This window comes from Robertkochia solimangrovi (assembly GCF_007279655.1).
Taxonomy (GTDB): Bacteria; Bacteroidota; Bacteroidia; order Flavobacteriales; family Flavobacteriaceae; genus Robertkochia; species Robertkochia solimangrovi.
In genome coordinates this window covers 99,186-116,030 of record NZ_QKWN01000006.1, presented here as the reverse complement: position 1 = coordinate 116,030, position 16,845 = coordinate 99,186, and the positions used below count along the sequence as shown (strand labels likewise).

Sequence of the window (16,845 nt, the reverse complement as noted above, 5' to 3'; positions counted from 1 at the left end):
TCTACATATCCCAGCTCGTTGAAAAATATCGTTTAACGTAAAGGTTTTGGTTTTTGCTGTTTACTGGCTGATTTAAATATTTCCTCAATCCGATTTTGACGTGTCTCAGAACGTTTGGCAGAAATAACCCAGTACAATAGTATTTTCTTACTTGATTTACTTAAACCTTCAAAGTATTCCATCGCAATTTTTTCCTTGGCCAATGCCATTTTTAAATCATTGGGTATAATCAATTCTTCTACCTTGTCATAGTGTGTCCAGGATCCATTTTGTTTTGCTGTTTCGATACTTTTTAAACCTGCTGCAGTCATCGATCCGTTTGCAATGAGTCTTTGAACTTTATTCTTATTGACTTTTGACCAAATACTTTGGGGGTTTCTTCTGGAAAAGAACTGGCGATAACTGAATTCGTCAATTTTTTGCTTCTTGCTATCGATCCAACCAAAACACAATGCCTCATCAACGGCATCACTCCAGCTCACGGATGCTTTATCCGTGTTTATTTTATAAAAGATAACCCAAACAGAGGTTTTGGTATCGTGATTCTCTACCAACCATTTCCGCCATTCTACACGACTTTTGGGATAATATAATTCGATGTCCATCTATGAAACTGTAACTCCTATTGCTTAGGTTAAGATAGTAAAAAGGAATTTTACAGGATTAATGAAATGGCGAAATGCGGACGAAATAGTTTCGCTTGGAGATATTCGATTTCTTTCTAAAGAACATAAACCATTCACCACACTGTACAGTTGCCTTATGATAGATTTGGAGTCATACTATAGAACTGCTTACGAGTTTTTTTACGCTAGGTTAAGTTTGTGTTTAATAAGCGATATAGAAGGGACTGTACTTTGGGAAGCATGGATCATTTTTGAGTTTTTCAATATTAATTAAGTTTAATAAAATGATAATAAATTATTGTTTTACGATAATTTATTATATGTTTGCAGAAACATTTTAGTATTTTTAGTAATGAATAAAACGAAGATATTATCTAAAATTCTATTTGCGATATCCCGAAGTCTTGGATGGATTTATTTGTTGATCGCATTATATGGAGCTTTTTCATGGATTACAGATACCAATATTCAAAACGATGATGCAAGGACAATCATAAATTATCCTTTAACAGCCGTTTCCTTTCTGATATTGGAAAACAACTGGTCGTATCTTTTCTTTGCCTTTTTAATACCTTTTTTTGCCTATGCCTTATTCTTTTGGTTGCTCTCCAATGTATTTAAGGTGTTTTATCAGGATAAGCTTTTTACACAACCTAATATTGGCCATTTAAAACGTTTTTATCTTACCAATATCATCTTACCCATTGTTTTAGTGATGGTTTCATCTTTTTTTATAGCGATTGAAAAAGGAATATTCATCATAGTAACCTTACATCTGCTACTGGGAGTTTTCATTTTCATCATTTCAGAAATTTTCGATCAAGGACTATCCTTGCAGAACGAACAAGACTTATATATTTAATTATGCCGATTATTATAAATATTGATGTGATGCTTGCAAAGCGAAAGATAAAGAGCAAAGATCTTGCTGATATGATCGGTATTACCCCGGCGAATCTATCCATCCTTAAAAATGGTAAGGCAAAAGGGATTCGTTTTGAAACGCTGGAAGCTATTTGTAATGCATTGGACTGTAAACCAGGAGATATTATTGACTATATAGCGTAGATCTTCCAACTAATTTTAACTATGAATACATTAAAAATCGATAATGTATCCGTTGTATACAGCAACGGGTATAAGGCGCTTACTGCCTTAAATCTTGAGATCAACAATGGGATCTTTGGTTTATTAGGACCGAATGGTGCCGGTAAATCTTCTCTGATGAATACCATTGTCGGCTTGCAAAGGCCCACTACTGGAAGCATTTGTTTCAACGGAATAGATGTAGTAGAGAATCCAAGGGATTTCCAAAAGCATTTGGGTTTTTTACCGCAATACTTTGGTGTTTATCCCAGGGTATCCGCCTACAATTTAATGGACCATTTAGCCAGATTAAAAGGTCTGGCAGACAGGAAGCAGCGTCATGAACAAATTCTGAGTTTATTGGATCGGGTGAATTTGACCGAAGTAAAAAATAAGGAAGTTCATACCTTTTCCGGTGGTATGAAACAACGTTTTGGGGTGGCTCAGGCTTTATTAGGAGCACCACAGATTGTAATAGTAGATGAACCAACAGCTGGGTTGGATCCGGAAGAAAGAAACCGGTTCAATATGATGTTGAGTGAGATCAGTAACGACATTATCGTCATTTTGTCTACTCATCTGGTTGAAGATGTAAAAAATCTTTGTTCTCAGATGGCGATAATTAAAAAGGGAAATATTATCGCTATGGGATCTCCAAAAGATTTTCTCAACCATCTAAAAGGAAAATTATGGAGTAAGGTGGTCAGTAGAGAGGAATTGTTACAAATGGAAGCCCGGCACCAGATCGTCAGTACACAGTTGTCGGAAAGGGTTATAAAAGTTACGGTTTTTGCTAAAAATCACCCCAATGATTTCACTCCTATGGAACCTGGTTTAGAACATGCTTACTTCACTCATCTAAATACAGCGGCGTTGTGAGAACCATTTTTTATAATGATATACAAACTTTGTTAAATCAAAAGGTTGCCTATGTTGCTTTAACCGCTTTAATTGGGATGGGTATCCTGGGTGGATTAAAGTTCAATATTTCGATGGGGGATGAAGTATTTGTGAATGCCCCTTATTCAGTAGGTTTTATGATCGGGTTATGGAGCCTGTCTATAATATTGATCGCTACGGTGCAGTCATTTTCTTTATTGTTTAAAGAGCAGGACACAAATTTCGGATCAATTATCTTCTCCACACCAATTAACAAGGACGCATTTGCTCTGGAACGATTTTGCTCTTTCTATATAATAACTCTATGCTGGTTTTTACTATTGGTCATCGGTTATACCATTGGGCTTCACCTGAAGCAGGATGCCCAGATTAACCCGGGCTTTAGTCCCTGGCATTTTATATATCCGTTTCTAATTTTTGGTGCAATAAATACGTTGGTGGTGTGTAGTATCCTCTTTATGATCGCCCAAAAGTTTAAGAATAAACTTTTGGTTGCTGTTGCCGGGTTATCATTATATGTGTTTTACATGATCGCCATGATGTTTTCTAATGCACCTTTTATGGCACAGGCATTACCACAATCGTTAGAGCTCCAGCGTATTTCTGCATTGTCGGATATTTTTGGAATTTCGGGATATTTTTATGAAGCCAGAGATCTTAGTGTTTTTCAACGCAATCAACAGGTTGTTCCCCTGTCAAATCTATTCCTTGTCAATAGAATACTTTTCATACTAGTTTCATTGGCTATGATATATTTCGGCATGCACACCTTTTCTTCCTTACCTGGATTTAAAGGGAAAACCCTTAAAAAGGGGGCGGAAATACAACGATTCACCTGGTATCTTAATTATTTTGTAGCCGAAACTAAATTCAATAATACTTCAAAATGGAAAGCGGTTAATTCATTTATCAGGGTAGATCTGATCTATATGCTTAAGAGCATTGCTTTTTTAGCCATATGCGTGTTGTTAGTGTTTTATGTGGGAGTGGATATGTTTGATGATATCAACCAGGGAATTCGTTTACCACAACTATATGCCAGTTCGGGTTTACTGGCTCAAACGATCAATAGGACATTTTATGAATTGGGAGGGTTGGTGATAATCTATTTTGTGAATGATATTTTTTGGCGCAGCAAGATGAGTGGATTTTTCACGATTGAGTATACCACCTATTATTCCGTTGAACAACTTACAGGACATATCTCGAGTATCATACTTTTGATTCTGATTCTAACAGGAATATTAGTTCTTGAGGGAATCGTTTTTCAATACGTATTCCAGTTCCCTTTTATCGATTGGGAGGCCTATCTGGGTGTGTTTTTCTTTACTACATTTCCCTTAGTGTTATTAGCACTGTTTTTGTTTTTCATAAATTCCTTGAGCAAAACCAAATCGATAGCATTAGGTCTCTCTATCCTTTGTTATTTACTTCTTGCAACCCCCATTGTAAGAAGTTTTATAGGTCCTTCATTATTACGTTTTTTTACCGGATACAAAGGGACATACAGTGACTTTATAGGTTATGGCGAATACTTTTATCCTTTTCTTTGGAGACTCCTCTTCGGTTTTTCCTCGATCAGCATTCTTATTCTTCTGCATAATCGTAAAAGGTTTCCACTAAATGGATGGAAAAAAAATATTGCTGTTGTCACCTTCCTGATACTGGCGGTGCTGGCAGCGTTACAATACACTTCAAATTACATACCCAAAAAAGACAAGGATGAACAGCGTGCAGAATATATTTCTTATGAAAAGAAATATCGAAAATATCAATCTGTAAATCAACCGGTAATAAAAAAAGTTACAACCGAAATTGATCTTTATCCGGACGAACGATTCTATAAAATTCAAGGGGAATATATGGTCATGAATATGCGAAGAGACCCTATCGACTCTATTTTGGTACAGGTTCCGGAAGAATTTGAGATCAAATACCTTTATTACCAATACAAGAATGAAAAAATTGAAATACATAATTCGATTTCTGAACTGATTTTGGAATTCCCGATTAAATACCGGGATTCTGCTAAATTATCCTTTGAAATAACTTATAAATGGGATCCTGTAAACGGGCATCATCCCTTTAATGCGATCGTGAAAAATGGTTCCTTTATGAGAATTAGCAGATTTTATCCTCAATTTGGATATGATCAGGAAAAAGAGCTTACGAATGTTCAGCACAGAGAGAAATATGGGTTGGGTAAACCTACGAAGTTGTTGAAGTTGGAAGCACCTAAAGAAGAGGTGGATGATGCTATTGATCTCGAAATGCAAATTTCCACCTACGTTAATCAAATGGCCATTGGTACCGGAGAATTACAAAGTCATTGGCAAGAGGGAGCAAGAAATTATTATACATATGTGGCAGAATCTATACCCTTTCGGTTTGCAATATCCTCCGCGATTTATCAGATCAAAAGTACCTCCTACAGAGATATAGCCGTGAATGTTTATCATCATCCGAAGCATAAAGCTAATGTTGATCATCTCATAGAAAATACCAAATTAAGCCTGGATTATTGCTTGGATAATTTTGGTCCCTATAGTTTTAATACCATCAATTATGCTGAAGTTTCTTCGTTTACACAGGGTTTTGCAGGAACGGCTTATCCCGGAACTATATTTATGACCGAGAACATGACCTTTAATGCAGACCTCAGAACAGCCCGTAATGGTGATGTAGTGAATGAACTCGCAGGACATGAGGTATCACATTTTTGGTGGGGTACCAACCAAATTGTTCCCGATTATCGCGAAGGGTATTCGATGCTGACTGAAAGTCTGGCAATGTATACCGAGTTGATGATTTATAAAAAAATGTATGGGAGGAAGAAAATGAATGAGCGTTTGGCTATCTATCAGCAGATTTATGAAGCAGAAAAGGGATTTAACAGCACTAAATCTTTATTGAGAGTTGCTCCTGATGATACTTATTTATCCTATTACAAAGGTGCAATGGTATTTGTGGCCATAAGTGAAATTATAGGAGAAGATCGATTGAACAGGGCATTGAAGAATTTTATAATAAAATATGGCAATTCAAATGAAAGACCTGTTTCTACAGATTTACTTCATGAAATACTAGGGGTAAGTAATATCTCTGATCATGAACGAGTAAGATCACTTTTTGAATAAGAAGTGATGGAAGTATAGATATTGAGGGTTCTTAATAGATTTTAAATTCACGATTAACGTATATAATGACAGTGATCTTTGGAATACGAAACGTTCACAAAAACGGTTTTAAAATCGTGGGAACTGACGATGGACGAGAAGCCAGGATTCTGGAACTCGCCAATCATCGGTTCTTTATCGCTACGCTCTTTGTACCCCAGGATAATTCATCACGCGAAAATCCACATAAGTTGGTCACAAAATTTCTGGAGTGTGTATTAAACCACAATCTGAACCTTTATTTTTAAGGGGTTATAGCACCTCACAACACCTGTGAGGTATCATAGTTGTTAAATTCAGCTCATTACGATTTTTATCCCTAGTATGATAAAGACCAAACCGCTTAAGGCATTGATCCATACTCCTGATTTTGGACTATCCTGTAACTTTTGACGAAATACACTTGCGAATACGGTCAATATCAGAAACCACATAATACCGATTATAGCATATGTGATTCCTAATACTATAAATGGAATTGGGTTTTCTAATTGGTCGGCCTGAATGAACTGAGGAAAAAACGCTAAAAAGAATAATGCAACTTTCGGATTTAAAGTGTTGGTTAAAAATCCACTCCAAAAGTCGTTTTTAGAATTATCAATTTCTTTTTTGTGATCAGGCTGAAATAGGTCCTTTTTATTTTTCAGCTTCAGGAAACCCAGATAAATCAAATATCCTGAGCCTAGAAATTTGATTAAAGTTACCACAAAATCAGACTTTGCAATGAGAACAGACAAGCCGATTGCAGCAAGGAAAGTGTGAGTCAAAACACCTGAATTTATACCAAGAGTGGCATAAATTCCAGATTTTCTTCCCTGGCCGATTGACTTGTTTAATACGAATACAGTATCAATGCCTGGTGTCATAATGAATAAAAATGACGTTATCATAAATGTCATTAAATTTTCAATTCCCATAATCTTTAGTCTTAAAATGAATGAAATATTTAGCACAAAGAAGTAGTTTTGAAGTGATTTAAAAAATACATATTTTTGAGCTATTAATGCAAAAAACGCATTAGTTATGACGATTCAACAAATCAAATATTTTTTAGCACTAGCGAAGGAGCTTCATTTCTGGAATACAGCAGAAAAGATGTTTATTTCGCAATCTTCCTTAAGCAGACAAATTCAAGCCTTGGAAGATGAATTACAAATACAACTTTTTGAAAGGGATAAGAGGAATGTTAAACTGACCAATGCAGGTAAATTTCTTCAGGAACGATGGACGAAAACTATTGAGGAGTTTGATCAGGTAATAAGACAGGCAAAAAAAATAGATGAGGGTAAAACGGGCACTATTGCAATTACCTATCCCGGTTCTATCACATATGATTTTTTACCTGATTTCCTGAGTGTTTTAAGCGACAATTTACCCGACTTAAAAGTAGAGTTAACGGAACCAAAAGATGAAGATCACGAAAGACTTTTATTGGATTATCAAACAGATTTAGCTTTTAGCAGAGACAAAATAAACAATACCAATATCGATTCTAAAAAGCTCTATTCCGAACCCATATGTTTGGTCGTGCCTGAGCATCATCGATTAAGCAAGGGTGAATTAACGGATTTAGGGAAGGAAAAATTCATTATTTCCGGTTTACACCGAACAACTTTTTTCGCTTCTTTATTACGAACATGGTTTGCTAAAAATGACCTTGAACCCAAAACAATAATTGAATCTGACTTTGGAGGTATGATTGTAAATCTGGTTTCAAAAGGACTTGGTATTTCAATATTGCCTTTATCGTTTCAAGCAGCAGGCATTAAAAATGTAGTATTTATAGAATTAGAAGAACGAATCGATCTTTTTATGAACTGGAGGAAAAACGAACTCAATATCACTGTTAAAAAAGTTATTGAATTAGCTGAGAATTCACTTAAAACATCGGGCAATAGGAGAGATTTCATGTGATGGGTATACCTGGTGTCGGCTACCCCTTCAATAGAACTCTTATTAAGTACAATATTATCATCATTTTGACCTCTTCCCAATTCACCCCCATACAACCTCATCAACTTCTGCATATCCTCCCCAACTTTTTGTTCCAAAACCCTGGCCTAAATTTGAGTGGTCGAGAGCTTAGTATGGCCTAGCATTTTTGAAACCGTTTCGATGAGGACTTCATTGGAAAGTGTTACTGTGGTTGCAAAGGTATGTCGGGCGCTATGAAAGCTTACTTCTTTGTGGATTCTGCATAGGATTACTCCCTGCGCTCGCGATCCATGGGAGGCGTTACTCATTGGAAAACCCGTCGGGTCTTATCCAGAGCATAATTAATTAATTCCCAATTTGACAAAGTGTTTGTAACGTTTATACTATCACTGATTTGTATTGAATTTTGATAATATTTTATTTCCGGTATAAATAGTGACCAAAAAATGATCAGTTTCAGAAATATTAATTCCATTTCCTTTTACTGAAAGTTTAACTTCGGTTTTTTCAAATGGCTGGAGTACTTGAACTCTTCCTGTAGCCACTATTTTTCTATTTTCCCCATCAATCTTTTCAATTTTTATGGAGGTCTTTTCAGAAGCAACCTGGCCAAAATTTTGAATTTCAACTGTGGCGGAACCTAGTGAAAATTTAGGTGCTCGTGCAGACAAAATTGGTACTAAATACGCTACACCTGGTAATCTTGAGTATCCATACAGCAGCTCTCCTTTAATAGATTTACCAATCAATTTAGCTGTAAAATTTTCTTCTGTAATCCCATTTCCTTTTCCATCAAAAATTACGATTAAATCGTCGCCATCTCTATGACTATCGATTGCTTTTACACCACGCCCGAAATTAACTTCCGATGGGGCTCCAAATTTCAACGATTCAATATCGATATCTTCGGAAGGATTAAAATGTTCTTCTGCTTTAATTCTTAGGCGAATGGAACTGGTTTTGGAAGTAATACGTTTATCATTTTCAATTTCCAAGAGTAAACCCGGATTAAATGGAATGCTTATATTTTTAGAGCTATGATTATCATAAGGTTTATCTTCCCATTTAATCGTATCGATTACGGCAAAATTCGCTTGAATTGGTCTGCCAAATTTATCCTGATAAAATTTTAAACGTTCATATTTAAACCAGTCCTCTTCCGTGCCATCCTTGTGGACCGCAATTCCCGGAGCATAAGCCTCACCAGGATCGGTTACCCAGTTAATTCCATCTTTAGACCTCAAATACCACGCTATTCTACCTAACCAGTCATTTACAATTAGGTGATATTGTATATGATCTTTCCAGATCACCGGGTCTTCAAATCTTCCTTCTACATTTGGATACACTCTGGAATCTGTAATTAGATTATATTGTGATAAGCCATCTTTACTCACCCAGATTCCACCACCTCTGTCAACAGCTATAAAAGAACCATCTTCTCTTTTTGCAAACGAAATATTCGACAATCCTTCTATTATTTTGCGGTCCCGGTTATTAAAATCGAATTTTCCGTATTCCCATTTCCCATTGAGGTTATTTGAGACATACCTTCCATCAATCACATATAACACATATCGGCCATCATCTATTTGAAAAATCTCAGGGTTGTGACCGCTTCCAATAATGTTTATAGGTTTATAAGGCCCTTGGATACTATCGGATACAGTATTAAACACATAAGAATCCGGCCAGGTCATATGCCCTTTATCAGAATTTTCAAGCCATCCGGCAACGAATAAATGGTATTTACCATTTTCGTCCTGTTTAATATTTCCTCCCCAATATGACCAAATAAAGTCTTCAATACCATTATCAATATATCTTGGTAAAACATTATTTGCACCCCAGGTTTCAGAAGAATAAACATACCCTTCCATAGGTAGAAATAAATCCATTAACCGAGCTCCCGGAACCAGGTTTTTCCATTCTTCAGGACGTGACCTGTCCTCTGCCTGAGCTATTAAAGATTGAAATGATAAAAGACAAACGATTAATACTAAAATGTATGTATTGAATTTTTTCATGTATGATTTTTACTATTTTAAATTAATTAAAAGTGGGCTTGCCAAAATTTTAATCTGTTGATCAAGTATCATATCCCAATCATCCACAGTATTTACCTGTCCACTTTTTTTCCATACAAATCCGGCAAAATATGTAAGATTGTTTTTAGCATTTCAAATTGTAAATCTTCAAACTTAATTGGACACTTTAGATCTCAGTTTTAGTTCGTATCGAAGTTTTAAAATTAACATTTTTCATATTAATATAACTGTCTTCTTTTAGCTAAGGATTGTTGTTTAAATGCATCAATAATTTGAGGTACGAAAGCCAACTATTTTATAGGTCCTGATTTGGAGTTGGAGGTTCAATATTCGAAAAATCGACTCACGATTAACTCACCTTAATAACGATGTTATTTAGTTCATTTTAGCGCATTAAAAAAGGGTAACTACATGTAAACCATATAATTACCCTTTTAATTACCGTAATTTGTTATCTCAAAAAGTCGGGATGACTGGATTCGAACCAGCGACCACACGCACCCCATGCGTGTACGCTACCAGACTGCGCCACATCCCGATTCCTTCTGGTATTTCTGCCATATACATAGCAGGAAATGTGGTCTGCAAAAATATAAAGTTCAGCCAAATTATCAGGGTAAAACAAAAAATATTTGTAAAAAATAGCAAAGAATTCTTTTGTCCCAAAAAATACAAAATCCTTGGTGATCTTGTCGGCGCAATTCATGTGATTTACGAGCGGTAAATGTATTTATTGCCGGTGTTTCATGGAGAATTCTGCGAATTTCTGTATCTTAATAAATCAAAATTAATCATAAATATTATGAAACGCCTGTTCCTCCCATTAGCAATCTTAAGTATCGTTATTACCGTTGGTTGTGGATCTTCCAATGTAGCAGTCTCTCCGGAACAACAGAAGATCGTAGATGATATGATCGAAGCCAGAGAATTCCGTATTGAAAATGACTGGGCAAATCCACTGATGACTACAAGTATGGCTCAACTGGCAAATAGCGGGCTCATGGCACCCGGAAATAATATTCAACGTGTAAGTCTTATCGGTAATCCAAATTTTCTGGAAGTAAAGGGTGATTCCGTGAAGGCTGACCTTCCGTATTTTGGGGAGCGACAAAGAGGAGCGGGATATGATACCGATGGAAATGGGATTAAATTTGAAGATAAGGTTACCGATATGGATGTTTCCTATAATAATTCCAAGAACCGGTATGATATTAAATTCTCGGCTAAAAGAAAGACAGAGATCTTCAACATCATCATCAATGTATTTGGAAATGGATCTTCCGCAATTTCTATAAACAGTTCAGACAGGAATAATATCAGGTATGATGGTAAGATCATGCCAATACCTGAAAAATAGCTATACATGAAGGATCATACCACTAATTATTACAATACATTTATTTCAGTAGCTCCGGATTGCCCGGTGTCAAAGGGAACAATCCCTCCGGAAAGAAATGGTGAATTGACCATTGCAGGAATCGAGTTCAAAATAATGAACAATCATGATTATCAATATACTTCTGATGATGTTCTGTTCGAAGTTTTTTCCAGGAGGAAAGGAGTGCCTACTGAAATAATGGGCACGGAAAGACTTAAATATTTCTCCAAAGGGCAGCCTTGTTTTCGTGCCTCCCCCTTAACCAAAAAATACGGCTGGGGTATACACTGTGATGCGGATGGCAAAATTGCAATGATCCCAATGGAATCTGAAGCCTATCAAAAATTCAGTACCGATCCAGGTATTAAGCAAGTCGCAGCCATGCGATCCTCTAAAAAGCACTGAATTGCATTTCTGTTTTACGTGTAGATAAATTCAATTTTGGATTTTAAATCTATAATGGAGAATTGTTTATGCGCTTATTCTAATATTTCGATAGTATATAAAAAAAACGACCGCCCGGAGGCGATCGTTCTAACAAGCAATCAAAGTATTACCGCATTAAATCTTTTCAGTGATCAGACATTCATGAATTAATTACGGTAATGCATTTTTTATAGGGTTGAAGGACATACATAATCGGATACAGGAATTTCTGTTTCCTTAATTGCTTTGAATCCGCCGGAAACATCCGTAAGATTATGTATTCCTCTGCTTTTTAAAATAGAGGCCGTGATCATACTACGATAACCACCGGCACAATGTACATAGAAATTATCCCCCTCTGGGAATGCCCCCAAATGATCATTGATGTAATCCAAAGGTGTATTTTCAGCACCTAATACATGTTCCGAAAGAAATTCACTATGTTTCCTTACATCGAATACCGGAACTTCTCCATTATCAAGGATTCTTTTTAATTCATCCGGACTTACCGATTTAACCTGATCATATTCTTTTCCGGAATCCTTCCAGCTTTGGAATCCTCCCTCGAGATAACCAAGAGTTCCATCGAATCCTACCCGCGATAAACGGGTTACCGCTTCTTCTTCCTGACCTTGGGGTGTTACCAGTAGTATCGGTTGTTTAACATCAGCGATCAATGCTCCCGCCCAGGGTGCAAAATCACCTTCAAGTCCGATAAAGATCGATCGCGGTATATGACCTTTGGAGAAATCATCCTGATGACGTACATCGAGAACTATCGCCCCTGTTTCATTGGCAACAGCTTCAAAATCATTCGGTTTCAGAGCTCGGGTTCCACGTTGTAATACCACATCGATATCCTCGTATCCTTCTTTGTTCAGTTTAACATTGAGGGGGAAATACTTTGGGGGAGGTAATAAACCATCGGTAACCTCTTTAACGAACTCTGCCTTCGTCATATCTGCTCTTAACGCATAATTCATCTTCTTCTGGTTCCCAAGGGTATCCACCGTTTCTTTCATCATGTTCTTTCCACAGGCAGAACCTGCACCATGAGCCGGGTAGACCATCACATCATCCGCAAGTGGCATGATCTTATTTCTCAAACTGTCGAACAAGGTTTCTGCCAACTGCTCCTGTGTCATATCTGCAGCTTTTTGTGCAAGGTCAGGTCGCCCCACATCCCCAAGAAAAAGGGTGTCCCCACTAAAGATCGCAACATCCTTACCGTCCTTGTCACGTAACAGATACGTGGTGCTTTCCATGGTATGTCCAGGGGTATGCAGTACGACAAATGTCAATTCTCCAAGTTTGAATTCCTGACCATCTCTGGCGATGATCGCATCAAAAGATGGATTTGCATTAGGACCATAGATTATCGGAGCACCCGTCTCTTTCGATAATGTAACATGCCCGCTTACAAAATCTGCATGGAAATGCGTTTCAAAAATATATTTGATTTGGGCATTATCCTGTTTCGCCTTCTCGATATAAGGTTGAACCTCTCGTAAAGGGTCAATAATACAGGCCTCACCCTTGCTTTCTATATAATAGGCGCCTTGTGCCAGACACCCGGTGTAAATTTGTTCTATTTTCATATTTAACTCTCTTAATTTGACAATGCTAAATTACTATAGGAGATACTGACTCACAGTAACCTATGTTACAGTGGGAAGTTCGGTATGCTACACCTTCCGCATATTAATCTGCTATTAATACTGAGTTTGTAGTGAGATTCTGCGGTTGATATCATTATAGGGGGTCTGGGCAGCTATATGATCATAAGCTTCCGCGGTGTCTGCAAACAGATTTTCGGTACCGATTCTTTCTATTAGTCCGGAACGGTGAAGGATATCCCGTGTAGGTCCGATCACTCCTGAAAAGACCACTCTTATTCCGTCAGCGTTTAAATTCTCCAGTAACTGTCGGAGCATGAATATGGCACTACTGTCGATATAATTGATGGGTTCAGCATTGATGATCAGCGCTGTAAGTACAGGTTTTCTTTTGGTGACAAGCTCCAGTACCTTTGTCTTGAAATAGTCTTTATTTCCGAAATAGAGCTGGGCATCGAATCGGATAACCAGAATTCGGTCATCTTTCTCAATATCCTTACTGAATCGTTCTACATTCCTGAAATAACGAGTCCCTTTGATCCTTCCTAATACCGCGATATGAGGTTTCGAAGTTCTGTACACGAGTAAAAGCAGTGAGAAAAGAACGCCGATAAGAATACCCTCACGAATCCCTACGGTTAAGGTGATTATAAACGTCAGTAGTAAGAGGAGGAATTCATCTTTTCGGTGATTGAACAATTGAACCGGGTATTTAAAATCGATTAGTCCGAATACGGCTACCATGATGATCGCGGCCAGCACGGCATTTGGCAAATAGTAAAACAATGGCGTTAGAAATAACAGTGTCAGTCCAACGATCAAAGCGCTGATCAGGGGTGCCACTCCGGTTTTTGCGCCAGCTTCATCATTGACTGCAGTTCGGGAAAATCCGCCTGTAGTAGGATAGGATTGAAAAAATGAACCAACGATATTCGATGCGCCTAAAGCAACCATTTCCTGATTAGCATCCAGTTCATAATCATTATGCCGACTCTCTACTGCTTTGGCAACCGAGATAGCCTCCATAAATGCGATAAGTGCAAGTGTCAGGGCGATAGGTAATAATTCCTCTATTCTGGAAAATGGGATCTCAGGAACTATTAAACCGGGGAGTCCACCGGGTACTTCTCTGACTATGGAGACTCCGGCATTTTGCAATCCGAAACCATAGACCAGACCGATACCCAGAACCACAACTACAATAGCAGCGGGTATCTTGCGATTGACTTTTTTGATTACTTTCAGAAGCACAATGGATCCGATACCGATCGCCAACGTGATAAGATTTATTGAGCCAATCGTTTCAAATGCGTTCTTAAGCAGAATATGTATTTGGTTACTTCGTCCTATTTCTGTTCCTAAAAGGTGTTTTAACTGACTTAAACCTATGATGATGGCAGCGGCAGAGGTAAAACCGCTAATTACCGGTTTCGAAAGGAAATTGACCAAAAATCCCATCTTGAAAAGTCCGAGTAACAATTGAATCGTACCCATAAACAGTGCTAAAAAGATGGCCATTGCAATATATTCATCAATTCCTGACAAAGCCAGAGCCCCAAGCCCGGAGGCTACTAATAGGGAGTCCATAGCTACCGGTCCTACAGCAAGCTGTCGGGAAGTTCCCGTTAGGGAATAGATGATCTGAGGGATCAGTGAAGCATATAAGCCGAATACCGGTGGCAATCCGGCAAGCATGGCATACGCCATACCCTGCGGAATAAGCATAATACCCACGGTAATTCCTGCGGCGAGGTCACCCTGAATATATTCTTTCCTGTACTTTGGAAGCCAGTCGAGTATTGGAAAATATTTTTTGATCATCAATTTAGGTTTAAGTTGCAAAAGTAGGATTCGAGGGGACGGCTTGCAGTAACTTAGGTTACATTTATAACGGATCACTTCCTTATTTTCGGTTCAGATTTCTCATGAAAAATTCATCCTCTTGCAGGAAAATTGTATTTTCAACCTTTACATATTTTAATTCCTGCTACCCGAGACCTATGGTTTTATTACAAGTGGTTCTTGATTAAGGGGTTACAGGTTGACTCCATTTAAAGACTATTATGATTACACTTAAAATGATAAGAAAACTGTGTTTGGGAAGTCTCATTTTTATCCAGGTTGCCTGTAAAAAACCTGTGGATACTGCCCATTCTTTGGTACAGGGACCTAACATAATCTATATCCTGGCCGATGATCTGGGCTATGGCGAGCTTGGAGCCTATGGACAGAAATTAATTGAAACCCCGAATATCGATGCATTAGCTGCCGATGGAATGATGTTTACACAGCATTATTCCAGTGCTCCGGTTTGTGCCCCGGCCAGATATATGCTGATGACAGGTTCCCATTCCGGTCATGCTTTTATCCGAGGCAATGACGAATGGTCAGAGAGAGGTGAGGTCTGGAATTTTAAAGCGGCTGTTAAAGATGCTTCTTTGGAAGGGCAACGGCCAGTGCCGGATTCTGTGATTTTTTTTCCACAATTGCTGAAAGACGTTGGCTATACCACGGGAATGTCGGGTAAATGGGGACTTGGTGCACCTCAAACCAATAGCATCCCCACTCGAAAAGGATTCGATTTCTTTTTCGGATATAATTGTCAACGACAGGCACATACCTATTATCCGGTACATCTTTATCACAATGAGAATCGGGTCTTTTTGGGAAATGATACCATTCCTCCGGGAACTAAATTACCGGAAAATGCGGATCCCAATGATCCTGAAAGCTACAGCAATTATACGTTGAAAAGCTATGCTCCGGAAGTGATGTTCAGGGAGATGATGAATTTTATAGAAACGAATCGTGATAATCCCTTCTTTTTTTACTGGGCTTCACCTATTCCACATAACCCGATTCAGGCTCCCCCGAAATGGGTGGCGTATTACCAAGAGAAATTCGGAGAGGAAGAACCTTATACCGGGCAAAAGGGATACTTTCCACATATTTCGCCGAGAGCGGGTTATGCAGCCCAGATCTCTTATCTCGATGAAAATGTTGGGAAGCTCGTGGCTTATTTAAAGCGGTCGGGACTTTATGAAAATACCATTATCGTCTTCACTTCAGATAACGGTGTAACCTATAGCGGTGGTACAGACGGGGAATTCTTCAATAGTTCAGGTCCGTTCGGAGAAGTATACGGTAAGGGTAAAGGATTTGTCTATGAGGGGGGAATACGCGTTCCCATGATCGTATCCTGGCCTGGTCATGTCGAAGCAGGAAGTAGCACAGATCTGATCTCGGCTCAATATGATGTGTATGCTACACTTGCTGAAATAACTGGGTTTGAACCGGGAGATAATGATGGAATCAGTTTTCTGCCCACATTGTTGGGAGATCCGGAGGGGAACGAATTACACGATTTTCTTTATTGGGAATTTCCGGAATATGGCGGGCAGGTTGCTATAAGAATGGGGCCATGGAAGGTGATTCGCAGAAATTTGAAAAATGAGAAAATAGCGGCAACGCTGGAACTTTATAATTTGGATTCAGATCCGGAAGAAGCATTAAATGTCGCCGAACAGCATCCGGAAATTATTGAGAAAGCAGCAGCGATCTTTAAGGCTGAGCATCAGGATGCAGCTACAGAAAACTTCAGGATCCCGGTTATATCAAACGGATTATTAAGCGATTTGGGACAATAATCAGGGA

The 16,845-nt window shown here is 38.2% G+C and carries 14 protein-coding genes, 1 tRNA gene and 2 pseudogenes; 9 read left to right on the top strand and 8 right to left on the bottom strand.

Features of this window, described 5'->3' with window-relative positions; all coding sequences use genetic code 11:
• Nucleotides 1-32 precede the first annotated feature (32 nt).
• Nucleotides 33-605 carry a YdeI/OmpD-associated family protein gene (locus DMZ48_RS08845; protein WP_143954775.1) on the bottom strand — a complete coding sequence of 191 codons (573 nt, stop codon included), beginning with the start codon at nt 603-605 and terminating at the stop codon, nt 33-35.
• 373 nt (nt 606-978) lie between these two features.
• On the opposite strand from DMZ48_RS08845, the gene DMZ48_RS08840 reads away from it, so the two are divergent.
• The 5 genes from DMZ48_RS08840 to DMZ48_RS08820 all read left to right on the top strand — a co-directional run bounded on the left by DMZ48_RS08840 (nt 979) and on the right by DMZ48_RS08820 (nt 6,036).
• Nucleotides 979-1,488, top strand: a complete 510-nt coding sequence (locus tag DMZ48_RS08840; RefSeq protein WP_143954774.1) for a DUF2975 domain-containing protein — start codon at nt 979-981, stop codon at nt 1,486-1,488.
• Nucleotides 1,489-1,490: 2 nt separating this feature from the next.
• Nucleotides 1,491-1,694 (top strand): helix-turn-helix domain-containing protein, encoded by a 204-nt coding sequence (locus DMZ48_RS08835; RefSeq protein WP_143954773.1) that lies wholly within the window; start codon nt 1,491-1,493, stop codon nt 1,692-1,694.
• Between the two features lie 21 nt (nt 1,695-1,715).
• Nucleotides 1,716-2,591 (top strand): ABC transporter ATP-binding protein, encoded by an 876-nt coding sequence (locus DMZ48_RS08830; RefSeq protein ID WP_143954772.1) that lies wholly within the window; start codon nt 1,716-1,718, stop codon nt 2,589-2,591.
• On the top strand, nt 2,588-5,749 hold the full coding sequence (locus DMZ48_RS08825; RefSeq protein WP_143954771.1) for an ABC transporter permease/M1 family aminopeptidase: 3,162 nt from the start codon (nt 2,588-2,590) through the stop codon (nt 5,747-5,749). Before DMZ48_RS08830 ends, DMZ48_RS08825 begins: the two co-directional genes overlap by 4 nt.
• A 65-nt stretch (nt 5,750-5,814) precedes the next feature.
• Nucleotides 5,815-6,036, top strand: coding sequence for a type 1 glutamine amidotransferase family protein (locus DMZ48_RS08820; RefSeq protein ID WP_143954770.1), 222 nt, complete (start codon nt 5,815-5,817; stop codon nt 6,034-6,036).
• Between the two features lie 48 nt (nt 6,037-6,084).
• On the opposite strand, the gene DMZ48_RS08815 is transcribed toward DMZ48_RS08820, so the two are convergent.
• On the bottom strand, nt 6,085-6,705 hold the full coding sequence (locus DMZ48_RS08815; RefSeq protein WP_143954769.1) for a LysE family translocator: 621 nt from the start codon (nt 6,703-6,705) through the stop codon (nt 6,085-6,087).
• 106 nt (nt 6,706-6,811) lie between these two features.
• Here DMZ48_RS08815 and DMZ48_RS08810 point away from each other — a divergent pair, with 106 nt between their 5' ends.
• A complete protein-coding gene (locus DMZ48_RS08810; protein ID WP_143954768.1) occupies nt 6,812-7,702 on the top strand; it encodes a LysR family transcriptional regulator in 891 nt (296 codons plus the stop codon).
• A 146-nt stretch (nt 7,703-7,848) separates the two neighbouring features.
• Here DMZ48_RS08810 and DMZ48_RS08805 read toward each other — a convergent pair.
• The 4 genes and pseudogenes from DMZ48_RS08805 to DMZ48_RS08795 form a co-directional block, all read right to left on the bottom strand.
• Nucleotides 7,849-7,986, bottom strand: a pseudogene (locus DMZ48_RS08805) (tyrosine-type recombinase/integrase); the annotation flags it as partial.
• A gap of 123 nt (nt 7,987-8,109) precedes the next feature.
• Nucleotides 8,110-9,750, bottom strand: a complete 1,641-nt coding sequence (locus DMZ48_RS08800; RefSeq protein ID WP_143954767.1) for a glycoside hydrolase family protein — start codon at nt 9,748-9,750, stop codon at nt 8,110-8,112.
• A gap of 12 nt (nt 9,751-9,762) precedes the next feature.
• A pseudogene (locus DMZ48_RS18890) lies at nt 9,763-9,888 on the bottom strand (DUF4861 domain-containing protein); the annotation flags it as partial.
• Nucleotides 9,889-10,235: 347 nt separating this feature from the next.
• Nucleotides 10,236-10,309 (bottom strand) — tRNA-Pro (locus DMZ48_RS08795).
• A 264-nt stretch (nt 10,310-10,573) separates the two neighbouring features.
• Here DMZ48_RS08795 and DMZ48_RS08790 point away from each other — a divergent pair.
• Both DMZ48_RS08790 and DMZ48_RS08785 read left to right on the top strand, forming a co-directional pair.
• The gene (locus DMZ48_RS08790; protein ID WP_162558692.1) at nt 10,574-11,128 is read left to right on the top strand and encodes a DUF4251 domain-containing protein; all 555 of its coding nucleotides are present in this window, start codon (nt 10,574-10,576) and stop codon (nt 11,126-11,128) included.
• Between the two features lie 6 nt (nt 11,129-11,134).
• Nucleotides 11,135-11,554 carry a DUF6157 family protein gene (locus DMZ48_RS08785; RefSeq protein ID WP_143954765.1) on the top strand — a complete coding sequence of 140 codons (420 nt, stop codon included), beginning with the start codon at nt 11,135-11,137 and terminating at the stop codon, nt 11,552-11,554.
• 209 nt (nt 11,555-11,763) lie between these two features.
• On the opposite strand, the gene DMZ48_RS08780 is transcribed toward DMZ48_RS08785, so the two are convergent.
• Nucleotides 11,764-13,173 carry an MBL fold metallo-hydrolase gene (locus DMZ48_RS08780; protein ID WP_143954764.1) on the bottom strand — a complete coding sequence of 470 codons (1,410 nt, stop codon included), beginning with the start codon at nt 13,171-13,173 and terminating at the stop codon, nt 11,764-11,766.
• 114 nt (nt 13,174-13,287) lie between these two features.
• Nucleotides 13,288-15,012 carry a SulP family inorganic anion transporter gene (locus DMZ48_RS08775; protein ID WP_143954763.1) on the bottom strand — a complete coding sequence of 575 codons (1,725 nt, stop codon included), beginning with the start codon at nt 15,010-15,012 and terminating at the stop codon, nt 13,288-13,290.
• A 257-nt stretch (nt 15,013-15,269) separates the two neighbouring features.
• Between DMZ48_RS08775 and DMZ48_RS08770 the strand changes: the two genes are divergently transcribed.
• Nucleotides 15,270-16,838, top strand: a complete 1,569-nt coding sequence (locus DMZ48_RS08770) for an arylsulfatase (protein WP_143954762.1) — start codon at nt 15,270-15,272, stop codon at nt 16,836-16,838.
• Nucleotides 16,839-16,845 lie beyond the last annotated feature (7 nt).

What these genes read in the sequence shown, in the direction of transcription:
- DMZ48_RS08790 (WP_162558692.1), top strand. Translation starts at nt 10,574, where the DNA reads ATGAAACGCCTGTTCCTCCCATTAGCAATCTTAAGTATCGTTATTACC.
- DMZ48_RS08770 (WP_143954762.1), top strand. Translation starts at nt 15,270, where the DNA reads ATGATAAGAAAACTGTGTTTGGGAAGTCTCATTTTTATCCAGGTTGCC.
- DMZ48_RS08775 (WP_143954763.1), bottom strand. Translation starts at nt 15,012, where the DNA reads ATGATCAAAAAATATTTTCCAATACTCGACTGGCTTCCAAAGTACAGG.
- DMZ48_RS08815 (WP_143954769.1), bottom strand. Translation starts at nt 6,705, where the DNA reads ATGGGAATTGAAAATTTAATGACATTTATGATAACGTCATTTTTATTC.
- DMZ48_RS08845 (WP_143954775.1), bottom strand. Translation starts at nt 605, where the DNA reads ATGGACATCGAATTATATTATCCCAAAAGTCGTGTAGAATGGCGGAAA.
- DMZ48_RS08780 (WP_143954764.1), bottom strand. Translation starts at nt 13,173, where the DNA reads ATGAAAATAGAACAAATTTACACCGGGTGTCTGGCACAAGGCGCCTAT.
- DMZ48_RS08800 (WP_143954767.1), bottom strand. Translation starts at nt 9,750, where the DNA reads ATGAAAAAATTCAATACATACATTTTAGTATTAATCGTTTGTCTTTTA.
- DMZ48_RS08820 (WP_143954770.1), top strand. Translation starts at nt 5,815, where the DNA reads ATGACAGTGATCTTTGGAATACGAAACGTTCACAAAAACGGTTTTAAA.
- DMZ48_RS08830 (WP_143954772.1), top strand. Translation starts at nt 1,716, where the DNA reads ATGAATACATTAAAAATCGATAATGTATCCGTTGTATACAGCAACGGG.
- DMZ48_RS08835 (WP_143954773.1), top strand. Translation starts at nt 1,491, where the DNA reads ATGCCGATTATTATAAATATTGATGTGATGCTTGCAAAGCGAAAGATA.
- DMZ48_RS08785 (WP_143954765.1), top strand. Translation starts at nt 11,135, where the DNA reads ATGAAGGATCATACCACTAATTATTACAATACATTTATTTCAGTAGCT.
- DMZ48_RS08810 (WP_143954768.1), top strand. Translation starts at nt 6,812, where the DNA reads ATGACGATTCAACAAATCAAATATTTTTTAGCACTAGCGAAGGAGCTT.
- DMZ48_RS08840 (WP_143954774.1), top strand. Translation starts at nt 979, where the DNA reads ATGAATAAAACGAAGATATTATCTAAAATTCTATTTGCGATATCCCGA.